We start from the raw sequence: 12,562 nt of genomic DNA, 5'->3' as shown, positions 1-12,562 counted from the left end.
TTATTGACGAATCTGTCCATTGCCTGTAATCCGATATTTGGTTGACGTCAGTGCTGGTAGTCCCATTGGTCCTCGTGCATGCAGTTTCTGGGTACTGATTCCGATTTCGGCTCCATAGCCAAATTCAAATCCGTCGGTGAAACGCGTGGACGCATTGTGATAGACGGCTGCTGTATCCACATCATGCATAAAGCGCTCTGCATGGTCTGTATCACGGGTTACGATACACTCGGAATGTTTGGTTCCGTAATGTGCGATGTGCTGCATCGCTTCGTCCAGGTTCTCAACCACCCGGATATTTAAAATGTAGTCGTTGTACTCGGTCGCATAGTCTTCCTCGGTTACCTCAAGGGCAGAAGGAACAAGTCGGCGCACGGTATCGCAACCTTTCAAGATTACATTGGCCTCACGGAATTCCTCGGCAAGAGCAGGCAGATGCTTTTCTGCATATGCGGCGTGCAGCAGCAACGTTTCCATGGAGTTACATACGGATGGCCGTTGTGCCTTGGCATTGATGGCAATTTCGGCTGCCATAACTGGATCAGCTGATTCATCCACATAGGTATGGCAGATGCCTGCCCCAGTTTCGATAACAGGTACGGTTGCATTGGCAACCACATTACGAATGAGGGAAGCCCCTCCGCGTGGAATGATAACATCCAGCAGTCCGTTTAACTTGAGCATCTCATCTACGGAAGCACGATCTGCATCTTCAACCAATTGCAAAGCATCAGCAGGCATGTCTGTCGTTGTGAGTGCCTGATGCAGCACCTCCACAATTTTACGATTGGAGGACAGGGCAGAGGAGCCACCGCGCAGAAGCACTGCATTACCTGTTTTGAGACATAATCCAGCTGCGTCTACAGTTACATTCGGACGAGCTTCGTAGATGATGCCAATTAGGCCAATCGGCACTCTTAATTTTTCAACATGCAATCCGTTTGGACGGGTAAATGTCTCTAACACTTCGCCGACTGGATCAGGCAGATCTGCAATCTGACGTAATCCTTCAGCAATGCCAGCAATGCGCTCCTTATTAAGTGCGAGCCGATCCAGCATGGATTCCGGCGTACCTTGTTCTCTGCCTCGTACCAGATCTTCAGCGTTTGCCGTAATGATGGAATCCGTCTCTGTAATCAATGCATCTGCCATGACACGCAGGGCCGCATTTTTCTGTTCTGTATTCAATCGGTTCAGCTGTGGAACCGTGGCTTGGGCTTTGATGGCTTTTTCTCTGACTTCACTCATCTTAATTCCTCCTCATATATATAAAGTTGAGTATTTCGACCACTATATAGCTTCATCTTTATTTTAACGTAATCCATTCGTCTCTATGAATAACCTCAAGCCTGTGGATGCTAGCGAGTTGTTTCATCACTTCGCCACTGGGAAGTCCGGCAATGAGTCGAAGCTGGTCATCATCATAATTGACAATACCGCGACCGAGCAAGGTTTCATCCATGCCAATGACCTCTACGACGTCTCCGGCATGGAACGTTCCAAGTACGCGTTTGACCCCTACAGGCAGAAGACTGTGGCCCCCATGGACAAGGGCCTCTTCAGCACCATCATCCACAACGACGGTTCCCAGCGGAGTAGACATGAAGCCAAGCCACTGCTTTTTACGGGATAACGAAGCGAGTCGTGTCTCAAAGTAAGTTCCTTTGCCCGTGCCATCAACCGCTTTCTGCATATCTCCGGGTTCTTTCACACTTCCCACGAATACAGGTACGCCTCCACGGGTTGCTACCTTGGCTGCATCGACTTTGGATCGCATTCCGCCTGTCCCAACCGCTGAACCTGAACCACCAGCAAAAGCATAAATTTCAGCCGTTATCTCGGGGATACGGTCGTAACGCACGGCAGATGGATCTTTACGCGGATCTGCGGTGTACAGGCCGTTGGTATCCGTAAGAATGATCAGATGCTGTGCCTTCACCAGGTTTGCAACCAACGCGGACAACAGATCGTTATCACCAAACTTCAATTCGTCCACCGACACTGTATCATTCTCATTGAAAATTGGAATCACTCGCTGTTTGAGCAGCTCTTCCACGGTCATGCCTGCATTACCCATGCGTTTACGACTGTGAAAGTCTGTGCGGGTTAACAGAATTTGCGCCGTAGTAACGCGGTGCGCTGCAAAAGCCTGTTGATATGCCTGCATCAGTAATGCCTGCCCAACGGCCGCTGCGGCTTGTTTCTCATGTAGCAGTTTGGGCCGCTGAGGGTAACCAATCTCCCGGAATCCGGCCGCTACCGCTCCTGAGGTGACCAGAAGTACTTCATGGCCCTGATCAGCCAATGCCGCAATTTCTCCGGCAAAAAAAGTGATCGAACTGCGATCCAGACCGCCTTCTTCCGTTGTAAGCGAGCTGCTTCCAATCTTAACTACAATACGTGAAGTCATGGTTTCACTTCCTTAAACATGATTAATTAGTGCTTCTGGAGCTGGCTTTTGCGGTACAAAAAAAACTCCCGCCCTTTAGTTAAAAAGGACGAAAGTTCGTTACTTCCGCGGTACCACCTTTATTGATGATTAGATCATCCGGCTTCATGCCCTGTAACAGAAGGCACTGTCCTGCACGTAACAGGCCGCTCAGGGGTAGGTTTCAGAGAAGAGTCGCGGTAAATTCTTTCAGCAGGGTGGAATTTACTCTCTGGGCGCGACTGATATTCTCTTACTGGTCCCGTCATCACGTTTCGTTCAATATTTCTTATAACATACCATGGAAACTTGGCATATGCAAAGGGGTTATGGTCCTGTAAATTACTTGAATAAATTCAGCTTGCCGATCCGCTCGACAGCTTCGCGTAATCGGTTTTCATCACTTAGCAGTCCTGCGCGCACATAACCTTCGCCATGCGAACCAAAACCAATACCTGGGGCTACGGCCACCTTCGCTTCTCGTAGTAACAAGTCTGCAAATGAAGCTGAGGTATAACCTGCAGGTACAGGCAACCAGCTGAAGAATGAACCTGCGGGTTTCGAAGCTTGCCAGCCAATGGATGATAGAGCGTCATAAAATGCATTGCGACGGAATTCGTAACGTGAAACCAGCGAAGTGACACATTCCTGAGATCCAGTAAGTGCTTCCGTTGCGGCTGCTTGAATCCCACCGAAAAGACTAACATAGATATGATCCTGAAGCAGATTAATTTTAGAGACAATCGCTGCATTACCTAATGCGAATCCAACACGCCATCCAGCCATATTATACGTTTTGGATAACGTATAGAACTCAATGCCCACTTCTTTGGCACCAGGGGCTTGCAGGAAACTTACGGGACGATGTCCGTCAAATCCAATTGCACCGTAAGCAAAATCACTGGCAACTACGATTTGATTTTGAATGGCGAATTCAACGGTATCTTCGTAGAACGAAAGGGGAGCCGTTGCTGACGTTGGGTTGTTGGGATAGTTCAGGAACATCAGCTTGGCCTTCTCCCGATCTTCGGCTGTAACAGCTTCGTAATCCGGCAGAAATGCATTGGACTCCAGCAAAGGCATAAATGACATGTTAGCTTTGGCGAGTGCAACACCAGACCAGTAATCCGGGTAGCCTGGATCGGGAACGAGAATGGTGTCGCCGGGGTTAAGCAGGACTTGAGGTAACTGAACCAATCCGGTTTTGCCTCCGAACAGAATGGCTACTTCAGTCTCGGGATCCAGATCAACGTTGTAATCTTCCTTATAACGTTTGGCGACAGCTTCCTTCAGGAAAGAGTACCCTCTAAAAGGGGAGTATTTGTGGTAGAGGGGATTTTCAGCCGACTTTTGCAGTGTTTTCACAATATGAGGTGGTGTAGGTGTATCCGGGTTGCCCTGCCCCAGATTGATTACATCATGTCCACTTGCGATTTCACGATTTACATTTTGAACAAGGGTAGCAAAAAATTGCGTTGGCAGCTGTGTCATTACATCAGAAGTTGGTATCTTAAAAGCTGAACGAGCAGTTATATGGTCTGGATGGGTCATTATATTCATCACTCCGGTTATTAAAAATGGCAAATAGTTCTCATTAATTTATCACGCCAATCCCGAGCTGTATAGAGGGAAATCGATTTGAATAGACAGTACATAGGAGCAAAGAGCAGAGTATTGTACAAAACTGAAAGTACTCATTTAGTTTTGTCCATTGAGCTAAGAGAAGCCATGTTTTATGATAATATCCGATAATGATAATCAATATCATTAATTCATTCCACAACGCACGTGATATAGGGGGAGAAATAGAAATGAAAAAGGGCATTCGAAATACGGCAGTATTATTTACAGTAACGTGGTTATCCATTTTGCTACTAGCTTGTGGAAATCAGGCTGCAACACCTGCTGCCGGCACAGATGAATCCAAAGCAGCCACAGAAACGACAGAGACCACGACTGCAATGGAAGAAACGAATGAAGGCGAGACCCGGATATTCAAAGACTGGACAGGCCATGAAGTAGAGGTTCCTGTAAATCCGAAGCGAGTTATCTATCACGGAGAAGTTACAGGGGATCTGCTCGCGCTTGGTGTTGTCCCTGTCGGCATACTTCGTCAAGAGGGAACCGTATTCGATGATCAGGTTGCTCAGGCAGAAGATGTAGGATTTCCGATCAGTGTGGAAAAGGCGTTAGACCTGAATCCCGATCTGATCATTTTCTCCAACAGTGACGAGGGTCAATATGATCAGATCGCGAAGGTTGCACCCACGGTTACATTTGATTCGTTTGGTTTAATAGAAGATCGCATGCGTATCCTTGGCGATTTGTTGAATAAGAAGCAAGAAGCGGAGGACTGGATTACGGCTCATCAAAAAGCGACTGAAGAGATGTGGACGCAACTTCATGAGAACGGATTGAAAAAAGGGGAGACCGCTTCGGTATTCACCATGTATCCCGGGAACCGTCTGTTTGTCATGGCGGGTGCAGGATTGCCACAGTTGTTATACGGAAAAGACGGGCTGAAGCCAACCGCGGAAATCCAGAAAGTATTGGATGAAGACATGGGATTTGTAGAGATTTCGACTGAAAAATTATCTGAATTTGCCGGTGATCGGATATTTATTCTGGATCCTGTGACCGACGATGCGAAGCAATCCACCAAAGAATTGCTAGATAGTTCAATCTGGAAGAACCTGCCTGCGGTGAAAGAAGGAAAAGTATACCGCTTTGATATCGTCAAAGCTTCTAGTGATGCCCTTTCCAGGGAGTGGTTGTTACAAGAGCTGCCAAAACAGATGATCCAATAATTAGTTATGAGCTAGTAAGGCACTGGTAACACCTTTGAGTAATGCGGATTTAAAAAGTAAAAGGAGCCTTCAACCTTTCGTTGAAGGCTCTTTTTTGCTGAATAAACTCATATCTGGATTATTGACCATCGCTCGCTTATAATCAGACCATACAGAATGATTGATAATTATTCTCATTTTAGAAAAACGAGGTGAACCGACATGCAGGCTTTGGATGCCGATGGGGGAGCGTTGTTCTTTTCAGCATTCATGTTTCGGCTGGATCATCTGGTACGACGAATTGAACCACCTGAACAGGTGATGCTGGAAGTTGCTTGCGAGAAACATGCCTTCCTGATCTGCGAAGAAGGGGATGGGCGTTTATATATTGGACATGAACAGTTTCCGTTTACTACGGGATGTGTTTATCCGCTTTCTCCGGGAGAGGGGCACCAGATTGAACATCGTAACAACTTGGAATTGAAATATTTCGTAATGGCTTTTGATGTTATTCATGTGTTGACGGGTGATCCCGAGCTCTTTACCCGCCCTGTATTTGAGCACAGAAACCAATTGAATGGTTATCCCTATGCTCCGTTAAGTGGTCTGCTTGAGCAAATGTATGTTATTCGGAATTATAAAACAGATGCCGAATACAGTCATTTGAATGCACAGTTCCAAAAATGGATGGAGATGATCATTATCCGGTACACTTCTCCAAAGACGGAACAGAGTATGGAAGCAAGACTACACAGTACGATTCAGTATGTGGACGACCATTATGCTGAAGAAATCACTGTACAGAAACTGGCACGTCTTGCGGAGATCAGACCTGTACAATTTACGACTCTTTTCAGACAACTCACGGGTCACAAGCCGCTCGATTATGTAAATCATGTACGCATCAAACATGCCAAGGACTGGCTTCGCAAATCAGATGAACCACTTCGGGATATAGCGAGTCGCGTAGGGTTTAAGGATGAGTATTATTTCAGCAGGCGTTTTCGCCAAATGACCGGATTATCTCCTCGTCAATATGACAGATCGATTCAGCAGCAGACGTTGGTACAAGATTGGTTGGGTCATGATGTGAATATTCCAGTAAACCCGGAGCGAATTATGTATTACGGAGATTCGGCTGGGGATCTGCTGATGCTGGGTATTCAGATATTGGGAGATCAGACCTATGACGCGGTTGCTCCGGTTAATGTGGAAGCAGCTGTTCAAATGAAGCCGAATTTGATTATTTTTGATAGCAGCAATGAACAGCAGTATGAACAACTTTACCGGATTGCTCCGACGCTTGCTTACAATTCACATGCCACGTTGGAAGAACGAATGCGCAGATTGGGCAGCTGGTTTGGCAGACAACCTCAGGCTGAACAATGGCTAACCTCCTATGAGGAGCGTACTGAGCAGATGTGGGCGAAGATCCATACTGTGATTGAAGAGGGGGAAACGGCTTCGGTATTTACATATCATCGGGGTGCACGATTATTTGTTATGGGCAATATCGGTCTGGCGCCATTGTTATATCATCCGATGGGATTCAGGCCAGTTACCAAAGTGAAGGAAGCACTTGCAGCGGGCAGAGCCTATAAGGAAATTTCGGCTGAAGCGGTACGTCAGTATGCGGGAGATCATGTATTTGTTATGCTGCCTGAGGAATTCGTGGCGAGACAGGCTACAGAGATGCTAATGAAAAGTCCCAGCTGGAAGGCCCTTCCGGCTGTGCAGAATGGACGGGTATACCCTGTGGAGGAGTCAACATGGAATGTGGGTGATGCGCTCACGAGTGATCGATTGTTGACCCTGCTGCCTGAGTTGTTGTGTGCAAGTTCATAATAAAAACAGGCTTGCAGTCCTCAAGAGGATCAAGCTATGATAGCAGGTATTACGGTTCAGAGGAGTGCTTGTCATGACAGAAAAACAACAGGGAGAAATGCGTGTAGCCCTGATTCAGGGCGATATTCAACTCGGAGACCCTGAGGCCAATCATAAACATATGCAGACGTTGCTTGAGCGTGCGGTAGAACAATATCCGGATCTGGGGCTGGCTGTGCTGCCTGAGATGTGGAATACCGGATACGCTTTGAACCAAATTCATGAACTCGCTGACCCGGAAGGCCGGAAATCTCGGGAATGGCTGTCTGCTTTTGCTCAAAAACATCAAATTTCCATCGTTGGCGGTTCCATTGCCGAGAAACGGGATGGTCAAATATACAATACAATGTACGCGTATGATCGTGAAGGAAAACAGGTAACACGATATGATAAATTACATTTGTTCCGTCTAATGGACGAGGAGAAATATTTACAGCCAGGTGCGGAACCTGAAATTTTTGAATTGCAGAACGGTCTTACAGCGGGTGCTTCGATCTGTTATGACATCCGGTTCCCGGAACTAGCCCGCACACTTGCTTTGAATGGTGCCAAAGCATTGATTGTACCGGCCGAATGGCCGAACCCTCGTCTGCACCACTGGCGTACGTTACTTACTGCACGAGCGATTGAGAACCAAATGTATGTGATCGCCTGTAACCGTGTGGGAAAAGGGGGGGACACCGAGTTTTTCGGACATTCTCTCATCATTGATCCGTGGGGTGAGATTGTGGCTGAAGGTGGCGAAGGGGAAGAGATCGTGACTGGAATCATTCGCCCTTCCCTGGTAGATGAGGTTCGCGGGCGTATTCCCGTGTTTGAAGACCGTCGACCTGGCGTTTATTTTGGCGAAAAATAAAAATTGAAATAAAATTCTTTAGATAAAGTGTTTATTCTTCCAGGGCGCGGGTAATGATAACTATCCCGTTACCAAGGAGATGATCAATCAATGGACAACCATGTGAAAGATACGCTCAGGAGACTGGAACAGGATAACACAAGGGAAGATCACTTAAGAGCATTCTTAGAGAATGGAGCAGGAGGGCTATCACCCCCTGATTCAACTGTTCAGGACGAAGGCCGTGTAATGAATCAGCAAAACAGGCTGACAAGCGATCGTAATTTGCGTAAATAAACCGCCAGACATGAAGTTTTCTTATGTACGTTTCTACGTTAACATTATAAATTAGCATTGTAGCTAAACAACTTAACAAGCAACATTGTACTGTAACCAGTTACTGTGATTGCAATGTAAGAACTCTATCCTGCGGATGCAGGAAACGAGTATATGACAAAGGCTTGGCCCATAAGGGTCAAGCCTTTGTTTTGGTTCAGTATGAATTGTACCTAAAGAAATGTACCTTTAACATAGAGCAATTTCTTAGTTTCCCTTTGACAGTTCGGCCACCGTTTGTTGAAACGTATGGATGAATGCTTCGGCTGCCTTTGACAGTACTCTTCCTTGACGATAAGCCACAACAAGTGTTCTGCTGGGAGTTGGCTCAGCAAGCGGCACGTACACAGGTACGAATTCACTGCGCGGCGCACGGGCAATAAAGCGTGGAACCAGTGTAATACCCATGCCTGTGGCGACCAGCGACTGAACGGTTTCAATATTTGTGCTCTCAAACACAACTTGGGGATCAAAACCAGCCTGCTCACAGAGATCAAATGTAAGTTTGCGGAAACCCTGTCCTTTTTTCAATACAACAAAGGGTTCATCACGAAGCTCTTCAATTCGCACAGGAATCGGATGCTCCGGATCTGCCCTGCGTGCCAAAGGGTGATTCGGGGGAACTGCCAGATCAATCTTTTCCTCTCCAATGGCAACGTAGGCGAGACTTGGCTCTTGTAAAGGAAGAGATAACAGACTGAGATCTGCTTTGCCGCTTGCTGTCAATTTCTCAAGCGTAAGCCCGGAGTCTTCCAATAAGGTAACCTCAATCTCGGGATAAGCTTGTTGGAAAGCTGGAAGCACGTGTGGGAGCAAGTGTGAACCCGTGATCGGCATGCTGCCCACAACGACTTTACCTTTGCGAAGCTGGGAGATGTCTGACATTTCCTGACGCAATAGCTCCACGGCATCTACGATCTTCTGGGCTTGCTCGACAAACGTAACACCCGCATGGGTTAACTCCACGGTACTTGTATTACGCTGAAACAACAGCACACCCAATTCTTTTTCCAATTTGGATAATTGCTGGCTTAATGAAGGTTGAGCAATATGCAGTTTCTCTGCTGCCCGGGAGAAATTGCGTTCGGCCGCAATTTGCAACGTATATTGAAGTTGTCTGAATTCCATCGTCATTGGTCATTCCTTTCGTTATGCCACCATTATATCACTACAGATAAAGAAATCATTAATTTCGCTTAACCGCTTGCACTCCATCAGAAGAGTTGCTATACTAATTTTGAAAACGCTTAATAAGAACCACTTACCCGGGTAAAACAAAATCAACGTTTTCATGTGTACCAGTTTCAAGTGTTAGCACAGAACCATTTCAAATGTTCATATTCTTTTTCGTTCATATAATTGAATAACATTCATCCAACGATGGCGTGTTACTGTTCGGCAGGCAAGACCTAGATTGGGTGGGAAGAGTTTCTCTTTTCCTGCCCTTTTTAGGTCTTTTTTTGTTCCCATCAAGAAACGGAGGTGCACCATGAATCACAAACAATTAGCCCAATCGATTATGGAGCTGGTCGGTGGCAATGATAATATCAACACGTTAATTCATTGCTCTACCAGGCTCAGACTTACCCTGAAGAATCCGGATATGGCGAAGACCCAAGAAATTAAGAGCCTTGATGGTGTTATTGGCGCAGTGAATAGCGGCGGACAATATCAGGTTATTATCGGTAATGACGTCGCGTACGTCTACAATGAACTTGCCAAGATGATGGATACTCGGCAATCAAACGAAATTCAGGAGAAACAAAAAGCGGATTATAGCCCCAAAGGACTGTTTAATACTTTTGCCAGTGTCATTGCAGGCATTTTCCAACCTATTATCCCAGCCATTGCTGCCTCGGGCATGCTTAAGGCACTTTTGCTACTGGCGACCGTGACCGGCCTGATGTCTAAAGAGAGCCAGACATATACCGTTTTGAGTGTCATGTCTGATGCTGCCTTTTACTTTCTTCCGATTCTACTGGCCTATTCCAGTGCAAATAGATTTAAAACGAACCCCTTTGTTGCCGTTCTGTTTGGTGGAATCATGTTACACCCGAATATGATTGGTCTGCTTGGGGGGGAAGATCCGGTGTCCTTTATTGGCATACCTGTTGCATCCGTTCAATATGCGACATCCGTGGTACCGATTATTTTAACGGTCTGGTTCATGTCTTACATTGAAAAGTTCGCGGACAAGATCTCACCAGGACCAGTAAAAATTTTCCTCAAACCTTTGATTGTTATTCTCATTGTTGCTCCAGTTGCCCTGATTGTACTTGGACCTCTGGGGATGTATCTCGGAACGGGAATGTCCAACCTGATCTATTGGATTCAGGATAAGATTGGATGGTTGACCGTTGTCATTATGGCTATACTGATGCCTCTGATTGTCATGTTCGGTATGCATAAAGTATTTTATCCCATTATTTTCGCAGCCTTGGCTTCACCTGGATATGAAACACTGGTGCTGGTCGCGATGCTGGCATCCAATATGGCGCAGGGAGCAGGCGCACTGGCGGTGTCATTCAAAACCAAAGACATCAAGTTGAAACAAGTCGCTTTGTCTGCAGGAATTTCAGGTGTATTCGGTATCACGGAACCTGCTCTCTACGGTGTACATTTAAGGCTCAAGAAAACGCTGTTTGCCTGCATGATCGGCGCCGGAGTCGCTGGGTTGTTCGCAGGTATTGTGAATCTCAAGGCATATGCTGCCGTGGGTCCGGGGATTGCATCTATGCCTATGTTTATCAGTGAAGATCATATGAATATTATCTATGCGATCATTACCATGCTGATCTCTGCTCTTGTCGCGTTTGTCGCTGTATATGTCATTGGATTTCAGGATGTTGTTCCAACAGCAGTGTCGATAGCAGGCAGTCCTACAAACAAAGCGAGAGGCGAATCTGAAATCCAGCCATCCAAAGGGATCAAATCGAAAAAGATCGTTTTTGCTCCACTGGAAGGCAAAGTTCTGCCATTAAGAGAGGTGAAGGACGAGGCCTTCTCGCAAGAAGCCATGGGACAAGGTATGGCCATTCAGCCAAGTGTTGGCAAGGTGTTTGCCCCGTTTGATGGTAACGTTGAGACGGTGTTCCGCACTAAACATTCCATCGGTCTGAGATCGGTAGAAGGTGTAGAAATTCTGATTCATGTCGGATTGGATACGGTGAAACTGAAAGGCCAGCATTTTGATGTAAAAGTGAACGAAGGAGAACAGATCTCTCATGGTCAGCTCCTGATTGAATTTGATCTTGAAGCTATACAAGCCGCAGGTTATGACACCACGACCCCTGTAATTGTGACCAATTCCTCGGATTATCTGGAGGTGCTGGGCAATGAATCTGCGGCGACAACAGGACCGGGGAAACCATTAATTACGGTGTTATAACTCGCTGAAATATGAATGAAAGGCAGGCAGCCTGATATGGAAGTCATAAAAATATTGAATTCGAGCATTGTTCTTGCCAGACGTGGTGAGGATGACAAGGAAATTATTGTGATGGGAAAGGGCATCGGCTACAGGAGCAAACCGGGAGATGTCGTGGGCGAGGATGAGATCGAGAAGATCTATGTCCTTGAAAATGAAATGATCTCTTCGGATCTCACCGCTCTGATGAAGGAAACGCCAAAAGAATATCTGATTCTGGCTGACGAAATCATCTCCCATGCCAAACATACATTGTCCCGCCATATGAGTGATCATCTCTATGTCGCATTAACGGATCATCTGTATATGGCCATGAAGCGATTCAAGGACAATATGACGATCCAGAACCGAATGTTGTGGGAAGTTAAAAAGTTCTATCCACAGGAGTTCAACATCGGGTTGCATGGTCTGTCTCTCATTCAAAAACAGCTTGGACTCTCCCTGCCTGAAGAGGAAGCGGCGAATATTGCCTTTCATCTCGTGAATGCGCAGCAGAATGATGACAATATGAATCAGGTCATGATGATGACCAATACCGTCAAGGATGTACTCAATATTATCAAAATTCACTACCAAGTGGAGCTGGATACACACAGCATCAACTATTCACGCTTTTTGACCCATTTGCAATTTTTCATTCAACGGCTTTTTGAACATAAAACGTTAAACACGCAGGATCATGAGCTCTTTGAGCAGATCGCGAATAAATATCCGCAGGAGGAAGCCTGCGTATTGCTAATCAAGGATTATATTGAAGCACGGTTTGAACATACGATCTCCAATGAAGAGATGATGTATTTGATTATTCATATCAATCGGGTCATGAGTCGCAATTGAGCAAGAATCAAAGAGTTACAGAGATAATC

The 12,562-nt window shown here is 46.1% G+C and carries 10 protein-coding genes and 1 other annotated feature; of the genes, 6 read left to right on the top strand and 4 right to left on the bottom strand.

Annotated features, from left to right (window positions below):
- From F0220_RS18865 to F0220_RS18855, 3 genes are all read right to left on the bottom strand, one after another.
- Positions 1-1,248 (bottom strand): glutamate-5-semialdehyde dehydrogenase, encoded by a 1,248-nt coding sequence (locus F0220_RS18865; RefSeq protein ID WP_105599370.1) that lies wholly within the window; start codon positions 1,246-1,248, stop codon positions 1-3.
- A gap of 58 nt (positions 1,249-1,306) precedes the next feature.
- Positions 1,307-2,410 (bottom strand): glutamate 5-kinase, encoded by a 1,104-nt coding sequence (gene proB / locus F0220_RS18860; RefSeq protein ID WP_076317457.1) that lies wholly within the window; start codon positions 2,408-2,410, stop codon positions 1,307-1,309.
- A gap of 81 nt (positions 2,411-2,491) precedes the next feature.
- Positions 2,492-2,706: a binding site (T-box leader), on the bottom strand.
- A gap of 64 nt (positions 2,707-2,770) precedes the next feature.
- Positions 2,771-3,979 (bottom strand): pyridoxal phosphate-dependent aminotransferase, encoded by a 1,209-nt coding sequence (locus F0220_RS18855; protein ID WP_105599368.1) that lies wholly within the window; start codon positions 3,977-3,979, stop codon positions 2,771-2,773.
- A 260-nt stretch (positions 3,980-4,239) separates the two neighbouring features.
- Between F0220_RS18855 and F0220_RS18850 the strand changes: the two genes are divergently transcribed.
- The 4 genes from F0220_RS18850 (at position 4,240) to F0220_RS18835 (ending at position 8,230) form a co-directional block, all read left to right on the top strand.
- Positions 4,240-5,235 carry an ABC transporter substrate-binding protein gene (locus F0220_RS18850; protein ID WP_091017968.1) on the top strand — a complete coding sequence of 332 codons (996 nt, stop codon included), beginning with the start codon at positions 4,240-4,242 and terminating at the stop codon, positions 5,233-5,235.
- A gap of 201 nt (positions 5,236-5,436) precedes the next feature.
- Positions 5,437-7,059, top strand: coding sequence for an AraC family transcriptional regulator (locus F0220_RS18845; protein ID WP_105599366.1), 1,623 nt, complete (start codon positions 5,437-5,439; stop codon positions 7,057-7,059).
- Between the two features lie 73 nt (positions 7,060-7,132).
- Complete coding sequence (locus F0220_RS18840) at positions 7,133-7,954, top strand: carbon-nitrogen family hydrolase (protein ID WP_105599365.1); 822 nt, start codon at positions 7,133-7,135, stop codon at positions 7,952-7,954.
- A 90-nt stretch (positions 7,955-8,044) separates the two neighbouring features.
- On the top strand, positions 8,045-8,230 hold the full coding sequence (locus F0220_RS18835) for a hypothetical protein (RefSeq protein WP_017687767.1): 186 nt from the start codon (positions 8,045-8,047) through the stop codon (positions 8,228-8,230).
- Between the two features lie 246 nt (positions 8,231-8,476).
- Here the strand turns inward: F0220_RS18835 and F0220_RS18830 are convergent, their stop codons facing one another.
- Positions 8,477-9,397, bottom strand: a complete 921-nt coding sequence (locus F0220_RS18830) for a LysR family transcriptional regulator (protein ID WP_105599998.1) — start codon at positions 9,395-9,397, stop codon at positions 8,477-8,479.
- A gap of 361 nt (positions 9,398-9,758) precedes the next feature.
- Here F0220_RS18830 and F0220_RS18825 point away from each other — a divergent pair, with 361 nt between their 5' ends.
- The gene (locus F0220_RS18825) at positions 9,759-11,657 is read left to right on the top strand and encodes a beta-glucoside-specific PTS transporter subunit IIABC (protein ID WP_105599363.1); all 1,899 of its coding nucleotides are present in this window, start codon (positions 9,759-9,761) and stop codon (positions 11,655-11,657) included.
- 15 nt (positions 11,658-11,672) lie between these two features.
- Positions 11,673-12,533: a BglG family transcription antiterminator LicT gene (gene licT, locus F0220_RS18820; protein WP_411157701.1), complete on the top strand. Its 861-nt coding sequence runs from the start codon at positions 11,673-11,675 to the stop codon at positions 12,531-12,533.
- Positions 12,534-12,562: the final 29 nt, after the last annotated feature.

The sequence above is a fragment of the Paenibacillus sp. 37 genome, from assembly GCF_008386395.1.
GTDB classification, from domain to species: Bacteria; Bacillota; Bacilli; order Paenibacillales; family Paenibacillaceae; genus Paenibacillus; species Paenibacillus amylolyticus_B.
Note: the sequence above shows the minus strand (reverse complement) of the source record. Positions and strands in the feature narration are given on the sequence as shown.